This window comes from Aquimarina sediminis (genome assembly GCF_002895435.1).
Classification (GTDB): Bacteria; Bacteroidota; Bacteroidia; order Flavobacteriales; family Flavobacteriaceae; genus Aquimarina; species Aquimarina sediminis.
This window is the reverse complement of sequence record NZ_POYJ01000006.1, coordinates 226,918-246,440: the sequence shown is the minus strand read 5'-3', so window position 1 is coordinate 246,440 and position 19,523 is coordinate 226,918. Positions and strand designations below refer to the sequence as shown.

General features: G+C 34.7%; 11 protein-coding genes. 1 reads left to right on the top strand and 10 read right to left on the bottom strand.

The features are described 5' to 3' along the window. Positions 1-81: 81 nt before the first annotated feature. The 6 genes from C1X07_RS14985 to C1X07_RS14960 form a co-directional block, all read right to left on the bottom strand. Positions 82-885, bottom strand: coding sequence for an abortive infection system antitoxin AbiGi family protein (locus tag C1X07_RS14985; RefSeq protein ID WP_103070843.1), 804 nt, complete (start codon positions 883-885; stop codon positions 82-84). A gap of 91 nt (positions 886-976) precedes the next feature. Then, positions 977-1,669 carry a hypothetical protein gene (locus C1X07_RS14980; RefSeq protein ID WP_103070842.1) on the bottom strand — a complete coding sequence of 231 codons (693 nt, stop codon included), beginning with the start codon at positions 1,667-1,669 and terminating at the stop codon, positions 977-979. 156 nt (positions 1,670-1,825) lie between these two features. Beyond that, the gene (locus C1X07_RS14975) at positions 1,826-2,563 is read right to left on the bottom strand and encodes a hypothetical protein (RefSeq protein ID WP_103070841.1); all 738 of its coding nucleotides are present in this window, start codon (positions 2,561-2,563) and stop codon (positions 1,826-1,828) included. A gap of 186 nt (positions 2,564-2,749) precedes the next feature. After that, complete coding sequence (locus tag C1X07_RS14970; protein WP_103070840.1) at positions 2,750-2,977, bottom strand: hypothetical protein; 228 nt, start codon at positions 2,975-2,977, stop codon at positions 2,750-2,752. 66 nt (positions 2,978-3,043) lie between these two features. Next, positions 3,044-3,388 carry a hypothetical protein gene (locus tag C1X07_RS14965; protein ID WP_103070839.1) on the bottom strand — a complete coding sequence of 115 codons (345 nt, stop codon included), beginning with the start codon at positions 3,386-3,388 and terminating at the stop codon, positions 3,044-3,046. A 65-nt stretch (positions 3,389-3,453) separates the two neighbouring features. Beyond that, positions 3,454-4,527 (bottom strand): tyrosine-type recombinase/integrase, encoded by a 1,074-nt coding sequence (locus tag C1X07_RS14960; protein ID WP_103070838.1) that lies wholly within the window; start codon positions 4,525-4,527, stop codon positions 3,454-3,456. A 139-nt stretch (positions 4,528-4,666) separates the two neighbouring features. Here C1X07_RS14960 and C1X07_RS14955 point away from each other — a divergent pair, with 139 nt between their 5' ends. After that, positions 4,667-5,029, top strand: a complete 363-nt coding sequence (locus tag C1X07_RS14955) for a hypothetical protein (RefSeq protein WP_103070837.1) — start codon at positions 4,667-4,669, stop codon at positions 5,027-5,029. 220 nt (positions 5,030-5,249) lie between these two features. Here C1X07_RS14955 and C1X07_RS14950 read toward each other — a convergent pair whose 3' ends face one another. The 4 genes from C1X07_RS14950 to C1X07_RS14935 all read right to left on the bottom strand — a co-directional run bounded on the left by C1X07_RS14950 (position 5,250) and on the right by C1X07_RS14935 (position 19,494). Continuing rightward, a complete protein-coding gene (locus tag C1X07_RS14950; RefSeq protein ID WP_103070904.1) occupies positions 5,250-6,233 on the bottom strand; it encodes a PorP/SprF family type IX secretion system membrane protein in 984 nt (327 codons plus the stop codon). Positions 6,234-6,244: 11 nt separating this feature from the next. After that, complete coding sequence (locus C1X07_RS14945; RefSeq protein ID WP_103070836.1) at positions 6,245-16,435, bottom strand: T9SS type B sorting domain-containing protein; 10,191 nt, start codon at positions 16,433-16,435, stop codon at positions 6,245-6,247. Between the two features lie 457 nt (positions 16,436-16,892). Then, positions 16,893-18,515, bottom strand: coding sequence for a hypothetical protein (locus C1X07_RS14940; protein WP_103070835.1), 1,623 nt, complete (start codon positions 18,513-18,515; stop codon positions 16,893-16,895). After that, the gene (locus C1X07_RS14935) at positions 18,496-19,494 is read right to left on the bottom strand and encodes a hypothetical protein (protein WP_103070834.1); all 999 of its coding nucleotides are present in this window, start codon (positions 19,492-19,494) and stop codon (positions 18,496-18,498) included. The genes C1X07_RS14940 and C1X07_RS14935 overlap by 20 nt, the downstream gene beginning before the upstream one ends. Positions 19,495-19,523 lie beyond the last annotated feature (29 nt).

The window sequence follows — 19,523 nt, the reverse complement described above, 5'->3', positions numbered from 1 at the left end:
AACCGAATAGAAAATCCGCGAGGATTTTCGTAAGTAGGCTAGAACTAGCAATAAATTATATACGGTGTTAGCAACTGGCTTTTAAAAGTCATTATGAAGTTGGTTTTCAGTTAGAATTACTAATTTTCCTGAAATTATTGAATTTTTTAAATTCGGTTCTCCAAACTTTTTCTCTAGTATTTTAATTATCTCTGGTCTTTGATTTTCATTTTTAATTGTAATATATCTTATGTCTGTTATGTTCTCAATTTGTAGCAAATAATCTGGTAAATGAGGTTTTTTTATTCGCTTATTTTTATAATCACTGAATTCATCATCATCTTCTTTTATGATTTCTAATTCTTCTACCTTTTTTAAGTTAGGAATAAATCTCCATTCTCTTTCTTGGTAAGTGATTATCTCATTTCCTTTATGTTTTGTTTTCCAGTTCTTTAGAAATTGAACCGTTTTTTGAGATATTGAATACAAATTCAATATTTGTTCTTCAGTTAATGGATATTCTTTATTAGTAATTTTTTTATGCTTATTATAAGAATCAAATAGACTTTTTTTAATAAACTGTTCCATTGTTAAGTTGAAAGTTGTGTCATATAAATCTTTAATAGGAGAATTTTCGTGAATATAAATTACAGGTGATAATTGATGTTTAATAGCCCATTCCATACTCATTCCGATACCATATTTTCCATAATGCATATAATTATCCACATCTTTTAATGGAATATTACAAAAACTTACCATTGGAATATAATACGTGGAATTGTTAATCGTCTCTTCACAATATGAAGGAGCAAATCCATTTTTTAATATTTTTTTCAACCAATCAAATTGCCCAGTATAATGGAATATGTGATTTATCTTCTTTTGTTTAAATTCTTCTGACATAGACTGATTTCCAAAAATACGATAACCAATCGATTGATCACTTAGCTGCTATGATCACATATATAGTGTTAGCGTTTCGTACATTTTTTATTTAGCCAAGTAGATTTGTTAATCTATCTTTATTTTCAAACGTAGCTTGTAATTTGTCTTTTAACTTTTGTAATTCTTCGTCAGAACTAAACTTTTTTCCATATTCTTGACAGATCTCACTGATTTTGTCAGATAAAACCCTGATTTTAGGATTTTCCAGTTCAGATTCCTCTAATTCCTTCATTATAGAATCAAGAAGTTTGAAAGAGATTTCGAACACCCGTTCATTGGTTATTAGAAGACTCTGAATTGTATCACTATTATTCTCGACTTGCAGTCTCTTTTGTTTAAATTTTTCTCCAATAATTTTAGCGTTATTTATATATAGTTTACCAAACGCAGTACGGCAAGATTCTTCTTGATCCAACGTTTCTCCCTCACTTAAAAATTTAGAAAACCTGTTTTTAATTCCATTGTCAAAATGAGTTAGAGTATTAATAAATGTATCACAGGATATATCATGAAGAAATTTGTTTCGAAAATTCATAAGTAGCTCAATATTTTGATGCTCCTCTTTTGACAGTACATTTATATCATAAAGTAAATCTATTTTGCTTTTGAAACTAATTCCTGCTTTTTTTCCAAAGAGTTTCGTTCTTGATTTATCATCAATTCTTAAATAAACAAGAAGTAATGAATTAATAGATTCTTCGGTTTTTAAGGAAATCTCTAGGATCTCAGTTCTTAGTTTCATAAATATATCTTAATCTTTTTTGAGTATGAACGCTAACGGTTTTGTATAAGAATAGTTGCGTGTTTGCGTGCGAGGAATTTCCGAAGGAAATTCAGATGTAGCAAATACGCAACTACCTTTATTTAAGTACAAAATAGCAATTATTTTTATACGTTGTTAGCTACAGTTGTTTTCTATCAGTTTAAATGCTACAATTCCTATTCCGACAATAAAATTTATAATAGTCAGAAAGAATAACCAATAAGATATTCTCAATAAAACTCTATAACCTTTCCCTTTTGATTTTAACGAGCTGTCATCTTGAGAAGAATTCATAACATTTTCTGGATTAAGTCCAAATCTAAATGCCAATTGAGTGCTAAATTCTTTCATTTGTTCTTCAATGTTATTAGAAGAAGCTAATGACTCGTAGTAATTTTTATATAGAATTCTGTATTCTGCTAATTTTTCGCCCGAGAAATTAGAAGTATCTATTCTCTGTGTTTTAATTCCAAAATCCTCTTCTAAAAAAATAATAATATTATCAAGTGAATCCACTTCTGTTATTGTTTTCGGAATAGGAATTTTAGATGCATTGGTGTATCCAGTTGAGAATGAAACAAAATCAAAAACAATACTGTTCAGTCGCATTTGAGTGAAAAATGAAAATATTCTGAAAAGTAGACCTAAAACAACTGTAATAAGAGCAATAATAGTTAATTCAAATTCCAATTCAAGAAATATTGGGTTTTCAGATTTCCTTGTCAAAATCAGCATAAAAATTCCAATTGAAAAACCGACAATCCAAATTATTATTTTATCAGCTTTTTCAAAATTCTCAATATCACGTTGAACTTGGTCATTAACAAGTTTGCTTGTAGTAGAATAAAGTTGTTTAAGTAGTTGGTTTTCCATTCAATTGTAGCTAACGTTTAATATATGTGTCGTAGCAGGGCAAAATGTTACCTTGCTTTTCGATTTTTCTTGCGCATTGGTTGCTAGCTTTTACTTTCTGCAAGTATTGCGCCTTACCAAAATACAATAACCACTCGATTAATCACGTAACTGCTATGATCACATATATAGTGTTAGCGTATCGTTTCATTTTCGAAAATCTTTTTCAGTCATCTCCGAATTATATCTTTTCCCATCCTTATCAAAACACCAAACATTTGAGACTTCCCTTAGTTCGGGTAAACTCTCTTTATTCAGTTTTACTTTTTGTTTAACAATTCGTCTAAATTTTCTATTTGCGTTTTGCTTGTTTTCTTTTTCAGATTTAGCCGTTGTATTTCCGTGAATTTTAGTTTTCTGTTTCGATCTACTCATTGTTTCATCAAGTTAATTCACCATTTTTTTAATTATACAAGTTGAGTTAAACATCGTATTTAATTTTCAGTTCTCTAAATCGTTATTCCAGTTCTGCATTTTCTTAGTAAATGGTATTTGATCAGATTTACTAATCATTTCAAGCATCAGTTTCTTAAAACCTTCATTCCATTCAATTCCTTCCTGTTTACTTAATAACTCAACTTGATAAGGCCAACCCATTGCTCGTTCTTCAATTTTATATTCGATTACGATAAATTCACTTAGCAATTTCGTCCAATGTGGCTCATTCCTTTTACCGAAATCAGCGCCATGCATAAAAGAAACAATGTTGTCTCTAGTCACATCACCCACGTACATAGACATCCGGTAGAGAAAGTGGATCATCTTTTCGGTTTCAAATCTTTTCATCTTTTATATGATCGCTAACAATTAAATATAGTTACTGTGGTAACTATATTTCTATTATGTGATAGCTAAATTAGTAAATCTTTTATGTTATTAAACTTTTTTATGGCAACATGAGTGTAAATTTCTGTTGTTTTACTAGAGTTATGCCCTAATAGAACTTGTATATAGCGCAAATCTACTCCTTCTTCCAAAAGGTGTGTTGCAAAACTATGCCTTAGCATATGTGGATGCACTGATTGATTAATCTTAGCTCTTTTAGCAGCCTGGTGTACTACTTTTAAAACACTTGTAGTGCTATACTTTCTTTCCGCTTCATTACTTTCGAATAGGTACAACTTTGGTTTGTATACTTTATAGTACTCCCTAAGTGTATCAAGAACAGCTTGGTTTAGAACCGTGTATCGATCTTTATTTCCTTTAGCATACCTTACTTTGATAAGCATGCCAGTACTATCAATATCCGTGAGTTTCAAATTAAGGAGTTCACTTCTACGTAACCCAGAAGAATACAACAGGCTAATAATACACTTATGTTTTATGTTTTTGGTAAGATCAATCATTCTTAGAATATCTTGTTTAGCCAGTATACTAGGAAGTTTTTGCTCCTGTCTGGGTCTTTCGATACTATAAAGCCTATTGGGCATCCCCATGACTACCTCATAGTAGAATTTAATACTATTGATAGCCTGATTGATATAACTATTAGACCGCTTTTGTTGGATCAGTAGCTGAAGATATCTCCGTATTTCTTGTTCCGACAATTCATGGATTTGGCGATCAGGATAGTGATTAATAAATTTTTCGAATTGAGATATATAGGTTTTACAAGTGTTTAGGGCATACCTCTTAAGCTCTAACTTTGTCAAATATTCTTCGGGGACATATCTATAAGAAACGGTTTTAGGTCTGTTGCGATACCAGTTAATATCAATAGGGTCATTATTACGAATTACCTTTTCTTTAAAAAAAGAATTCCCATTAATCCAGGCTATGCCTCTAAATTTTTCAAAAACCTGACCGAGGTTCTCTTTGGTGTTGGTAATGTATACCATCCCAAATTCGTTACTCCATCTAGGATTGGGGAGCTCTTTGATCAAGGCATGGATCACCTTATCAGGATAGAATTGTAACCCAATCATCTTCTGATTCTCAATCAATAAATGTTTTAAAGTAATATGTTTAGAAATAGATTCCACTGTTTAAAGATGAGAAAGACCAAATAGATAAAAAAATATAGCCGTATATTTAAACGTTTAATAAACGTATAGTAATACACTTATGGCTAAAGCATGTCTTTATTGCAATAAAGATTTAGAAGGAAGAGTAGACAAAAAATTCTGTACCTCATATTGTAAATCTTCATATCATTATCAAAAGAATAAGGAAAGTGAGGATAGTCTGTTTCAAAAAATAGATAGACACCTAAAAACCAATCGAAGACTTTTAAAAGAATATAATAAAGCAGGACTAGCAACGGTTAGAAAAGAAAAGCTAATAAACAATGGCTTTAATCCTACATATTTTACGCATTATTGGAAAAATAAAGAAGATAAAGTCTATTTGTTTTGTTATGAATATGGATTTCTGGACATAAAGGACAAGTACGTTTTGGTTACCTGGCAAAAATATATGGATAGATAGACTTTGAACTTTTTGGCATGTAGACTTTAACCCAAAAAAGAAATATAGGGTGTTAAAGCATGCCCAAAAAGGAGAGTCACTAAAATTAACAATTTCTGTTAAAAAATAACATCTAAATCTCCAAAATAGATAAAACCCCACATATAGAAGTACCCCTTGATGTAGTTTTTGTGTTAATATTTTAAGATTTTCTCATAACCCGGGTTGAGCATAACTCATACTAGTACGTACAACCACATTTACTTTTTCTACAACTAAAATCTATCCCTAATGTGATAAGATGTGATCCTGCCAAGGTACTGGCATTATATATTTCATTAAGGTTAACCTGATAGCCATAGGCGATATAAAAATTACGCTTTTTTGTTCCTATCATAGGAGAGAGGGATAAAGGTTTAAAATCCTGATCGATCAACGTTCTAAGGCTAAGTCCTGCCCAATAGTAATCTCCTCTGTGCATCTTTCTTACTTTTAGATTAAAATCTGAAGTGCTTCTTCCGTCGCCTATAAAATTCTGATACAATATAGAAGGCTCAATTTCGAGATCTCTATTTGCTCCATTAAACGTATAACCTGAGTATACATAATAGTTACGAATAGAAGTGGGTTCTGTGGCACTAAAATCATCAATCTTTTTATTCAATAAATTTATCGCATTTACATTTAGAAAAAACCTGCCTAACCTATATAATACTCCAATATCAAAATTAGAATCTGTTACTCTTATGTTCTCTAATCCCGGATTAATAGGGTTGTCTGGATTTCCATTGGTAAAGCCATTTGAAGAAATGGTAAACTGAGTGTACTTATAACTAAGTCCAAAGGAAAGATACTGTTCATCACCGCTTAGGGTTAAATGATGAGCAAAGGATAATTGAATTCCTTTTTGAGAAGTTTCTCCGTTTTTATCATTAAAAAGTGTTCCTCCGACTCCAGAGCGATCTGTTATTCTACCGTCTACAGATAGAGATTGCGTACTGGGAGACTCTGGGATATTTACCCACTGTTCAAATCCAGAAGCACGAACCTGCCAGCAATTTCCTATTCCGGCATAAGCACTAGAGATCAAATAAGGGTTATCGGCTATATACTGATTCTGGATAGGAGCAAAAAACTCCTGACCATAACTTTTGTTGCTGATCATTACACAAAGGGCTATAGTCACAAGCACAATATATCTTCTGTTATTTCTCTTTTCTGTCATTTCTATCATTTCTATCTATGTAAAGTAAAGTGCCCAGTGAATTTTTTGTTTTCTGCATCATTGAGAACAATGAAATACCAGTAATCTCCTGATGGTAATTCTTTCCCATTATGTAAACCTTTCCAACCATCATCTCTATGGTCTCCTTTGTATTCGGCTAATAATCTACCATATCGATCAAAGATTTTTACTTCAATATTTTGGAAATAGAAAGGATCATCTTCGTTTTCTGATATCTGATCAGGATACCATGAGGCTCCACCGTCGGCATCATAATAGTTAGGTATGATCAGGTTGATATAAGTAAGTAATCTTGTATATGATACCTCACAACCGGTACTGTCGACTACTCTAATCTTGTAATTTCCGGTGTGGCGAATCACAAATTTGTTAGACTCTAATTCTGTCTCAATACCATCACCATCTATAAAAGTGATGAAGTAGATGTAATCTGGAACGGCATCTTCATGTATTCCCGGGAATACGATTTCATATTCATTTATGTCAAAAGTATTTCCACTTGCTCTGGCAACAGGAGGTGTAAGCGGTGTGTATTCTTCTACAGTAATATCACCTACTGTTGTTTCACAACCACTACTACTTAGGATAGTACCTCTGTATTCTCCCGGAGGTACAATAAATGATCCGTCTAGGTTATCATTAGGAGTAGGAGTAGTGGTTCCGTTAATTCCGGTTAGACTATAAATTACATTTGTCGTTGCCGAATCATCACTTAATGTAAAATCAACATGATATACAGGATCTTTTAGTACCTGATTTGTTTCTAAATCTACTACTGGGCAGTCCATAGAGGTGCTAAGTGTAGCATTGATAACAATACCAGGCTGAACATCCAGATTGATAGCAGCCTGACAATCTGAACTATTGTTATAATCTCTAATAAATAGCGTTGTCGTTCCACCAGGAAGATTCTGGATCACCAGATTAGTCGCATCAGAAACTAACTGGAAACTAGAATCTACACCAGTAATACTCCAGTAATATACAGGGGCTAGGGGATCAGGTCCAACTACTCCTCCTGATATAGATACGGTAGCAGTTCCGTTGGCATCACCTACACAAAGTTCTGGTGTTGTAGATAGTACTACTGGTACTATTTCTGTTGGAGCCTCAATAATGATATCTTCTATAAGGAAAGGACATCCTTTATGATCTGCTAATTCTACTCTATAGGTATCTGCGGATAATCCTTCAAAAGTATGTGTCCCCAGAGTTCCGTCACTATCATCTTCGATAAATAAAAATAATGCATTACCACTACTATCATATAATGAATAGTTATACATAGGATTACCTCCTGTAGCCGTTATGGTAATGGTTCCATCTTCGTTACCAAAACAACCTATATTGGTATGGCTTTCTGTAGCAGAAAACTCTGTAGATTGCGTTACTTCAAAATCTACGGTCTCAGGACCACAATCTTCACTGGTTACACTATAGGTATAATTCCCCGCCAATAAATCTCCAAAGAAACTTGTGCTTTGAGCAGGGTGGTTTATTGCGTTACCTAAGTAATCAATCCCTGTTAATGAATATATATAATTACCTAATCCACCAGTAACTGTTGCATTAACAGAAGCCGTGTTTTCTCCAAAGCAAATAATCTCTATGTTGCTTACATCCAAAGTTACTCCTAGGTTTTCAATTGGATTTACTGATATGGTATTAGAAACTTTTGAAATACATCCATTACTGTCCTTTACATAAAAGGCATAATCACCAGCTACCAGATTGGTAAATAAGTATGGATTTGTAGTAGAAGGAGTATATGTGGTTCCGTCAGCACTATATTCATACGGTGGTGTTCCTCCTGCTGCTAATACTTCTACATCAGAAGTCTGATTAGCGCAGCTAGGTGTTCTCACGGTTTCTATAGTTAAGGTTACCTCTGGTAGGGTATCAATAGTAACAGCCTGAGATACTTCACAATTAAGGTTGTCTGAAACGGTCACGGTATAATTTCCTTCTGGTAAATTAGTGAACGAATGCGAAGCTGTAGTACTAGTTACTGGGGTTCCTTGCGATCCATCAGGGTATGTAAGAGTAAAGAAATACGTACCTGCTCCTTGTCCTCCTCCTGCAGTAACTGTTATGATCCCATCGGTACTATCTGCACAATCCAAAGTACTGTCGGGAGCAGAGGTAATAGTAATAGGAAGTGGAGAAGTAAGCGTTACGGTATCTGTAGTCTCACAACCATTCTCATCCTGGGTACGTACCTGATAGGTAGTTCCGGCAGGAGAATGACTTAGGTTTTCAAAAATAGTAGTATTGCTGAACGTGTCATAAGGCATCATTGGTGTTCCAGAGGCATCCTCCAGGCGATATAGTTTTTCTCCAGTACCTCCGGTTGCAGAAGCTTCTATTGCCCCATTGTCATTGCCATTACAATATCCGGCAACGATAATGTTAACAGATAGATCTAAAACAGGAGATGGAGCTATGGTATATATGTTAGAATCTGTAGTACATCCCGATATCGGATCTGTAACAGTAATCTGGATATTACCAGAGTCCTGACCGGCAATTACCAATGGGTTTTGCACGGTGGTGTCTCCTGTACCATTTGTAGTCACCGTTGTAGTTAGATTAGTAACGTTATAGTTATAAGCACCTGTATGACCTGTAACAGATATCGTTATAGAGCCATCAGCAGGAGTTGTATTAAAACAACTTTTACCACTACCACTGTCTATTGAAACGGCAATAGTATCATAGGCTCCTATCTCATAACTAGCAGTGTTAATCGAACATCCTGTTCCTTGATCATAAATACTAAACATATAGTTATTTGGACCAGCCAAAGAGAACGTACCACTTGTAGTGGTAGCTCCACCAGAAGCTATATTATTTTGTGCCGGAACTGCATTATTTACTTCTGTGATATCAAAAGGACCTGTTCCACCATCGATAGCGACAGTAACACTTTCTAGATTAGTGTTACAATCAATTGCTGTAACCTGATTCACGACTGGATTTGTCATAACCGGTAACGCGGGTATCGTTGTTATTGGTGTGATAGCATAACTACAACCATTATCGTCTGTTACCGAGATGGTATAATTACCAGGGGTGTTTGCATCAATTGTAAAGCTATTTCCGGTGACTGCTAAGTTTGTACCACTAAGGGCTCCTGTATAGCTTACATTATACGGAGGTGTCCCACCAACGATATCTACAGTAATGGTAGGTAATATCTGATTGTTTGTAGCATTACAGCTATAGTCATTTGCTGTGGCAGTTGCCGTAAGAGTAGCAGGTTCTGTAATAGCAATTGGCTCTAATGTATCCTGACAACCAAAGGATGAGGTCACAATAACTCTATAATTGTTTGCCGCAAGATTTTCAAAAAGTGGATTGTCAATTTGATCACTTCCTACCTGAGTGTTTGCAGCAATATCCCATAACTGATAAGTAAATGGATTATCAAGATCTGTGTTTGCTTGTAGATCCACCAAAATAAATCCATCTGTTCCACTATTACAAGAAACATTACCGCTATCAGAAAGTGCTAATACAGGATCTGTATATACTCGAGCTACTGTTGTAGAACTAGTACATCCTGTAGCATTAACACCTGTGTCTGTAACAGATACGCTATAATTTCCTGCTGAAATACTAGCAAATATATTATTTCCATTTTGAGTGGTATTTATAGTATTACCATCAATATCAGTTCCAGTAAGTGTAAACGTAAAATTAGCAGGATTTGAAGAGAAGTCAGACCCTCCTGTTACCGTAACAGTAATATCCTCTCCGGTAGTACATGTGGGTTCACTATCAAAATCTGCAGTTACCACTAAATCTTCATTGATGTTTATCGTTTGGGTATCTGTACATCCTCTTGGGTCACGTACAGTTACGGTATAGTTTCCTGGGTTGGTAACAGTAAAATCATGACTTGCACCATCATCTACAAAACTAACCCCATCTATACTATATGATAGCTGATCTGTTCCCGTAGCATTTACGGTAAAAGTATATCCTGTGCCAAAATTACAATTGGTATATGCCGCGATAGGGCTCAAAACTGGATCAGCAATAGCAGTTAAGACTACAGGTACGGTAGTGCTACCTGCACAACCATTAGCATCTTGAACACGGATTGTATAAGATCCCGCAGCAAGAGTGTTAAATATTCCACTCGTATTTGAAGCTACATCGGTTGTGCCATCATTAGCAATAAAAGTAAATGGAGCGGTTCCTCCCGTAGCTGTCATTACTAATTCTGGTGGCTTTGAACAGAAACCAATTTCCTGACTATCTTTTCTAAGTTCCAGAATTTCAGGTTCGGTAATTGTAAATTGTATGGCAGCATTACAAGGTGCTGCTACACTACCGTCTGTTTCTCGTACTCTAAACAAGTATTTACCAGGAGATAATGTGCTTACAGTTCCTGTTGCAGCACTTCCTGTTAATCCAGTTTGTGCGTTTCCGTTACTAAATGTATAAGAACCCGCAATATTGTTATTGAGATCAATTACGCTATATAACTCATAGGTTAGTTCATTACCAGTATACCCTGTAATTTCATAAGCAATACTGGCATCTGCCAACCCATTACAACTCACAGGAGTCTCTGTGGCAGTTATGGCAATAGATGATGGGCTTGGTTGCGGAGTTATTGTTCTAATATCGGTACAACCAGAATCCGTATCTATAATTTGATACGTAAAAGGAGTATCAAATGCCAAATTGGTAAATTGGTGATTTCTTTCTTGCGGTGTTCCAGATGATACTGGTCCGGCGTTTAAAGCTCCATATGTACCATTAGGGTATTCTCTAATGTTAAACGGTCCTACACCATCAAATACCTCTATGTCTACAGTTACTCCACCAGTACAAGTGGTAGTAGGAGCAGATTCTGTAACCGTAAATATAGGTGCCGTAATAATCTTAAAATCAAATGTAAATGCACACCCATTAGTATCCGATATTTTAAGGATGTAATCTCCAAATACTAGATCGCTAAATAAAGCATTATCTGTAGTAGTCCCCAATATCGGATTTCCAGGAATGGCAACAACCGAGTTATCTGGTCGTAGTAATGTGTAGTCGTATGTACCTGTACCTCCTGTTACCCCTGTTACTTCTATAGATCCATTAGTTGTTCCGGTTGCTTTATCACAAGTAATATTAACTACATTTGATCCACCCAAGGTAATAGGATCCGGATCTGATAAAATATAGTTTTGTGAAGGAGCAATAAAGCACCCTTTGGCATCACGAACGGTATAAGGGTAGGTACCCGCTGTTAATCCACCATATGTGGTTTGACTGCTATATCCCAGATTATTAAAATTGATTTGATAGGGAGGAACTCCTACCGTAGTATCAATTGTAATAGTAACACTTCCATTGGTTGCTCCTATACAAGTAGGAGATATTCCTGTAGCATTGGCAACAGGTGTTGTAGCCGGAGTTATAATAATACTGTTTGTAATTGCTTCACAACCATTGGCATCAATAGCTTTGAACTGATATGTACCTGCAGTTCCTGTTGTATAGGTAGCACTTGCAATAGAAGAATAGGTCGTTCCTCCATCTGAGCTAACTTCAAAAGCTATAGCAGCTGCTCCACCAGTAGTGGCAATCGCAATCACCCCATTAGGACTAGCAGAACAATCTAGATCTTTTGTAAGACTGGCACTAGCCGTTATCTGTGGAGCAATGGTTTGGCTAACTGTTGCTTCACAACCGTTAGCATCAGTAATGACTATATTGTAGGTATCTGGCGTAAGTCCACTTAGAGATATTGTAGTACCTACAACATTTGTGTTTGTACCAGCATTCACAGAATAAGTAAAAGGAGCTGTACCTCCGGTTATGGTAATGTCTATTTGTGCTTGATTGGTCGTATCATAACAAAGATCAGATCCTGTGTCTATGCTAGCAGAAATAGCAGCAGGAGTTGTTATTACAGCAGTACTGTTTACTTTACAACCTTTTTTATCTGCAACAACAATAGTATAGGTGTCTGCAGTACTAACAGTAAAAACATTACCCGATTGCGGTCCGGCAACCGAAGTGTTAGCACTATTTAATAATTCATAGGTAATACCACCATTACCCCCTGAGGCGGTAACATTAATAATAGCATCCTGAATACAAGTAAGCGGAGTGATATCTATAGTATCAATAGAGACAGCATTAGGCTCGTTGATAATAACGGTATCTGTAGCTTCACAATTTGTAGTGGTATCTGTTACTACGATGGTGTAGGTACCTGCACCCAGACCATTTATAGTTAATGATGTATCGGTTAGTGGACCACCTGTTTGAGAACCTGTTATAGTACCTCCTGTAACCTCATAGTTATAAGTAGTAGAAGTAAGGTCAACGTCGGATATATTGATTGTAAAATAACCATCCTCATCAGATTTACATGTTGGCTGTGCCGTAACCATAGTAAGGATAACTATTTGATCTGCATCATCAATACTAATACTTTCTTTATAAACACAATTATCTTCTGTTGTTCTGGATTCGATAACATAAGTTTCTCCTGTGGATAAACCAGCAAATACATTCGATGCTTGCCATGGTCTTTCTTTTCCTGCAGGAGCAGTAATTTGATATTGTACTGCACCAGGACCATTTTGGATAGTTGGTGTGATTGTTAAATCGGTGGTAAGTGCAGGACATTGGGGTTGAGATTGACTAAACTCCATATCGATTACCTTTTTTAATGGAGCAACAGTAAGCTGCCCCAAATTTACCGGACAAAGATTGGTATCAGTATCTCTAACAAATACAGTATATACTCCATCTGTTAACCCTGTAAAAACACCTGTGGTATTCGTAAAATCTGTACCATCAATACTATATTGATATGTGCCATTTCCTGATTGTACGTTAGTAACGCTAATGGTAGCTGTAGTTCCACATCTGTATGCTCTAGTAATTGCGATATCTGCAGTTATTGCAGTAGCATCTGTTACAGAAGTGCTTTTTGAAATCTGACAGCTAAAACGATCAAATATAATAACCGAATGACTGCCGGGGGCTACATTAGCAAAGGTGTGATTGGGAGTATTGGTAGGTCCAACAAATAAGTTGTTATCTAATACATAAATAAAGGGACCTTCTCCTGATGTTACTTCTACGTATGCAGAGCCGTTTTCTCCAGGACATAAGGGATCAATCCCAGAAAAAGTAGCTTGTAATTGCTCATATGCACTTACAGTAACTGATCCTGCAGGAATAACACATCCAGTGCTGGTATCTCTTACATAAATTGGGTAGATACCATCTGTAGTAAACCTGAATTCATCTGTTGTGCCTGGTTGATTGGTTAGTAATGGAGTCATCGTACTACTTGTACTATACTCAAAAGGTCCTGTGCCTCCGGTTACATTAATTTGTGCAATTGCAATGAATTCATCCGGATCATAAGGTTGTGTAGGGTCATTCAAATTAGGATCTGGTTGGTAATTAGTATTACAACTTAGATCTCTTTTAAGCGATGATATTGCCTTGAATTCTGATGGAGAATCAACGACAACAGTTTGACTATCTATACAGTCTCCATTAAATGAAAGTACTTCTATATCATAGGTGTCTGGATTAAGTCCATTAAAAATATGATTTGTAGTTAATGTAGGCCCTTCAGATGTACTAAATGTATTGGTCGTACTACTAATACGATAAATGTAATTTGGACCTCCATCGGTAACCTGAATCAAAACTTCGCCTGTATCATCAGGACAACTTGGAGGAGTAGGAGTAACCTTAACAACAGATTCTGAAATCTCCATAAATTTGGTTGCCTGAAATACACATGCTGTTGATAATCCATTGTTTTGACGTACATTAACAGTATAGGTTCCTTCTTCTGTTAATCCCGAAAACTCTGGAGAAGACTGATATCCAATAGTAGTATTGGTTACTGGAGTGATTAATTGATACTCATATTGATTTGAAGAATTCTGAACTCGAAGAGTACCAGGAGTGTCACATATGATATCCAGTACGCTTACCAGATTAGGTTCGAAATTGTTTTTATAAACATTAAAATAAAAGTTGATCTCACAATTACCTTTAAACAGTACTCGTATTCTATATTCTCCCGCTTGGGTAACGGTATAATCTCTGGCAGCATTAACCTGTGTCCATCCAGAGTCACAAGCACTATCAAATGTAGGGCAATTGATATCTCTTGTAACCGATGGGCATGCCGTCTCATCTAATCGTTCCCATATGATACTTTGAGCATCTACAAAACCAGAATCTAAATATTGTCCGGCAGTAGCACCACATAAAAAAATCTCTGGCAAAACATCTCCCGTAATAGCACATGTGCGCACATTACCATTAACTCCAGGATCATTTGCAATAGAAACGATTGGGTTTACAACAGTATTAAATGCAGTAACCGTCCAAGTTTCGATTAAATCTGGACAACTAGAGTTTCCTTTTTTCTCTACTCTGTATTGACCTCCAGAGTTAACAGTTAGCACCTGCGAATTACCAACAACATTGCCTGTACTGAGATCTGTCCACGTATAATTAGGAAAACCTGCACCGGCAGTAAGGTCTATAGCATTGGTACATAAAAAAGCGTCAAAATTACCATCGCAATTTGATAAGTCAATAATAACTGTTGAAGCGCCTTCATTATCAAACAAGCACATGTCTTGCCCCAGAACACTAGGTTCATCTACTGTATTAATACCAGAGGTCGCCCCGGTATAGCTAGTTAATGCAGTATTTACTATTTCGTTAGAACAAGCATCGCGTAAATCTAAACAACTAGACTCTACATCTACCTTAAACTGTACCTCTATTGCACTATCAAATCGTTCTACATACGCATTGTCAATTGTAATACTAACTTCTCGATTTGTTGCATTGTAAGAAGTATTAATTCCTGGATCGGCAATTATTCCTCCAGGATGAAAATCTACATTTGTTGGTAGAACATCTTTTATACTGGCATTAATTATATCTTCGGCTCCCTGATTTTCTATTGTAAGGTGATAGTAGATTTCGTCTCCGGGATTTACAGATCCACCAGTAATATCTACACCATTATTGTCTAAAACTCTTTTGGTTACTTTTAATATAGGATAATTGATAACGACAGGATCTGTATAAGGAGCACCATTAACCAAACCAACACCGTTTACTGTTGCTGGGTCTATACCATATACTCCGGTATCATTACCATCGGCATCGGGATCGTTATATGCTTCATCGGCATCACTACACCCATCTTCATCACTGTCTAAATTTAAAAAATCAAAAGAACCATTGTTTCCTGTGTCGATAGGAGTTATTCCATCTCCTGCAGAAGAAGGAATACCGTAATATGCGTTTATCGTATTATTATCATTGTCATCTGCTCTACCATCGTCATTATCATCAACTCCTCCAGCTTCTACAACATCATAGATACCATCATTATCACTATCCAAATCACGGTCGTTTGTTATACCATCATTGTCAAAATCATCACATGGCGGACCATTAATTACAAATACCCTAATATCATCAATTAAATTACCTACAGATCCCCCTGGTGATACTGTTTGTAAAATAAACATAGTGTTGGTTTGACCAGCAGGAACAGTATAGGTACCCACATATCTTCTCCACGCACTTCTACCCGTTGCCATTACCCTTTGTACAGGAGCAGTTGCTAAGTTTCTTCCGATTCTTACAGAAGCTCTTTCTAACCTGGCTCTTCCTTTATGACTTACCGACCAAAGTATTTGATCTCCCGGATTTACATTTATATATTGATATATAGCTGAAGCAGAAGTGGAGTTAAGTTCTACTATAATATTACCCTGGGGAGCGGTTATTCCCAAAAAGTTTCTTCCCCAAAACTCTAGTCGCCTATTGGCAAGGGAACTAAACCAGCCTTCTACCCGGTTATCAGGTATAAGCCCCCATCTCCTGGGACCCATTAAGTTACCGGCTTCAAAACTACCGTTTGTTATTACTTGGGGGTATCCACATTCTACAGCATCCAGAATACCGTCATTATCGTCATCCAGATCATATAAATCACATATGGTATCGTTATCATTGTCTGCGGTACCAGTATTATTTTCTGTAACACATACGTTAGGGGTTTGCGAGTATACATTACCAGAAATACATAGTAAAAATATCGCAAAGGCAATTTTTGTAGAACATAGGAATTTTCTATAAGTATAGCTATTTATTAAAATCATTTTGGGGGTGTTGAGGTTAGTTCAGGAAATACTCTATCGTGTAAACCAAGATTTACAATTTCAAGATTAAGGTCTAAGAAATTCTATTAGATTAAGTCCATAGAGAACTTAACCTATTTACAATAGTTTATTAAAACGTATAACATTCGATTATTTGAATATCATAAGCTTCACTAAATACGTAGAATTGAACCGTTTTTGATTTTAATATTTGTAGTAGTAGGGTAATTTTTTATCATAGTATCGGATTTTAGGGGTAATAATATGGGTGTTCTAATATAAGAAAAATATTTTAGAAGTTAAAAACATTAACGTTTTTTGTCTTATAAAATGGTTTTTCATCTGGTTTTTTGCGCAAAAATAACACTATTTATTAAGAATTGACCTACTTAGATTATTAAGTTTTTTAAGGATTTAAATGTTTTTTTATTAATAGATTATTAAACAAAAGAACAACTTATTTATTAGTGATACTTTTGGATAGAATTAGATGGTTGTCTTTACTACTGATTCTTATCTGAAATTTTCCTTTAGGAATTTTTACCGCTACACTATTGTTAGTAATTCGTTTAATCCTATTTAGAAAAGGGATACTATTGGTCTTGTATTTTTCATATTCATGATGATAATACAAAGAGATTAGTACTTCGTTGTTGTTATATTCTTTTAATCCAGAATCGTTAACAACGAAATGTGATAAAGAACTATCATCATAGACTTCGGTTAGGTCTTCTCTATAGTTATTGACCAAAAAATAATCAACACTATTGTTTATTCTTTTTATGTTGTCAAACGATTTGGCGCTATATAGAGTCACTTTGTGAGGAGATTCGGCTACTAATTCGACTTGATCAATTGTTAAGGGGTCAATATTTGTCAATTCGGTAAAATATTCTGCCATTCTTTTCTTTTTCTTATCTTTCTCTAAGATATGATCAATCCCAGCGTATATAAAAATATTCTCATCAGGGTATTGATCGATTATCTTTTTTAGATTTTCGGCTTGAGTTTTTTCTCTGTTTTTTGTGCTAAAATCATCATACCTCAAAATTACAAATCCATGCTTAATAGCTTCTCTTATAAAAATACCAAAAAAGGGTTCTCTGGTATAATATCCTGTGTTTCTGGTAGGGAAATACCTTTGGTTTACTAACGAATCTTTCCCCTTATTAATAGCTTCTATTGCCAAATACTTAAACCCATTTGAGCGTAATGGTTTTAATAGTTTTGTTGCAAAAATTCGATGTTTTGGGTACCAATGATTTTCATTTAGCATTACAACTTTTTTATTTGCTGTAATAGACTTTATTTTATCAAGGATTTGATGCTCTTGTGTATGATGCTTGTTGGTAGCATCAACACTATCAAGGATTTTTTTTAAGTATTTTGTTCTAGGATGTTCAAAATCTTTTACCATTTCCTTATACCTATGATATTTGGGGTCATGTGATAAAATGGTTAAAAGTAATTGAAGTTTTGTCCATTCATCGTTTTTGTTTTGTATAGGGGCATTGTCAAACTTTTCAATAACGTGTAAAAAATTATCCTCTTCTTTGTAAGTATTGAATATTTTAAAATAGTCCAACTCTTCTTGTGCAGAAGTATCGAATTTAAACGAATCCATAATATTCTTGGCATCATTAATCATTGATTGATTAGATTTGAATTTTTCAGTTGATTTTAAACAAAGATGTAAGCTTTTACGGTCTTTTCGTTTTGAAAAAATAACGATTTGATTTAAAGTGTCGTTTGTTTTTAAATAGGTAGTGTCTATGCCATTATTTTCTTTTGCTCTTTCAAATGAAAGAAACACTTCATAGGTAGGGGATGTTGTCGATACTCCATATAATAAGAGGTTGTTTTTAGATATATTCTTAGGGATATCCGGTTTTTTGTTTTTTACGTCAAAAAACTGAATATCCCCAAAAAAGACACCGCTTATGTTAAGGGAATCATTGTAGAAAACGCTTCCGTTAAAATAATTATGAGCTGCGTAATTATGAACACTTTTGCAAGAAGTAAGCCCTGTAAAGATTATACTGACAACTAGTAATGAGTACTTAATTTTGACTCCATTCATTAGTTTTTGGATTATAAGCACATTCAGTTTGATATTCGAATGTGGTTTTATTTTTTTTGGTCGGAATCCTATTATCCGGGCATACATATCTAAATTCGCAAGTACTGCATTGTTCGATATCATCTTTTGATATTTCCCAAAACTGTCTTAATGATTTATTTTCCTTAATAACCTTTACCAAGCTACCAGTATAAATATTTCCCAAAACCTCGGGATCATCAAAGTATTTAACAATATCACCATTATCCTGAATGAATATTTTTTGATTGTAAAATAAATTATGATTCAGACTTTCCAGGTAGGCTTCCAGGTTTATTGTTAAATTATTTGGCGATAAAATACCACTATTCAGTATTGACTTAAAATCCTTGTTTGTAAATGTTACATGCTCTAAGCCATCAGCTTGTTTGTCGCAATTATAAAAAACACTTCTGCGTATTCTGGCATCTTGAAGAATAATGTCTTTAGTATCTTCAAAATCAATTTCTTCATATAAAGAAAGGATATTTATACACTTTATTTTTGATTGATTTAAGTGCTCTAAAATCGATTCTAATTTATTTTTGCCAATAGATTTTGTAGAAACTAAAACGAGATTGTTGGCTCCGGTCTCATCAATGGTATTTAGAAAATCTAATTTATTCTCATTAAGGGTATCTACAGTTAGATACATAAATTCGAGTAAATTGGGTTTGGTGATATCTGTATTCAGTACAGGAAAATTTTCTGGATTTGAAGGGTAAAAAATAATTTCATTTTCGTACAAATACGATAATTGTTTTTTTAGCAATTCTATCTGAAATTTATTTTCTTCAAAAATAGTCCCTATTGTTTTATCGGTATTGTCATTAATTATTTCTATGAGAGGATTAGGTGCAAAAAAAATCTGCGATCTCTGCAAGTCGTATATAGCTGCTCTAACCGCTCCTTTGACCGGTCTGCAACATTCATAAAATCGTATATAATTATCCGGATTCATTATCAAATTAAAATAGAGGGTTTATAATT

Excerpts from the sequence above, each read along its gene's own strand:
- C1X07_RS14985 (WP_103070843.1), bottom strand. The coding sequence starts at position 885 with ATGTCAGAAGAATTTAAACAAAAGAAGATAAATCACATATTCCATTAT.
- C1X07_RS14980 (WP_103070842.1), bottom strand. The coding sequence starts at position 1,669 with ATGAAACTAAGAACTGAGATCCTAGAGATTTCCTTAAAAACCGAAGAA.
- C1X07_RS14975 (WP_103070841.1), bottom strand. The coding sequence starts at position 2,563 with ATGGAAAACCAACTACTTAAACAACTTTATTCTACTACAAGCAAACTT.
- C1X07_RS14970 (WP_103070840.1), bottom strand. The coding sequence starts at position 2,977 with ATGAGTAGATCGAAACAGAAAACTAAAATTCACGGAAATACAACGGCT.
- C1X07_RS14965 (WP_103070839.1), bottom strand. The coding sequence starts at position 3,388 with ATGAAAAGATTTGAAACCGAAAAGATGATCCACTTTCTCTACCGGATG.
- C1X07_RS14960 (WP_103070838.1), bottom strand. The coding sequence starts at position 4,527 with ATGATTGGGTTACAATTCTATCCTGATAAGGTGATCCATGCCTTGATC.
- C1X07_RS14955 (WP_103070837.1), top strand. The coding sequence starts at position 4,667 with ATGGCTAAAGCATGTCTTTATTGCAATAAAGATTTAGAAGGAAGAGTA.
- C1X07_RS14950 (WP_103070904.1), bottom strand. The coding sequence starts at position 6,233 with ATGACAGAAAAGAGAAATAACAGAAGATATATTGTGCTTGTGACTATA.
- C1X07_RS14945 (WP_103070836.1), bottom strand. The coding sequence starts at position 16,435 with ATGATTTTAATAAATAGCTATACTTATAGAAAATTCCTATGTTCTACA.
- C1X07_RS14940 (WP_103070835.1), bottom strand. The coding sequence starts at position 18,515 with ATGAATGGAGTCAAAATTAAGTACTCATTACTAGTTGTCAGTATAATC.
- C1X07_RS14935 (WP_103070834.1), bottom strand. The coding sequence starts at position 19,494 with ATGAATCCGGATAATTATATACGATTTTATGAATGTTGCAGACCGGTC.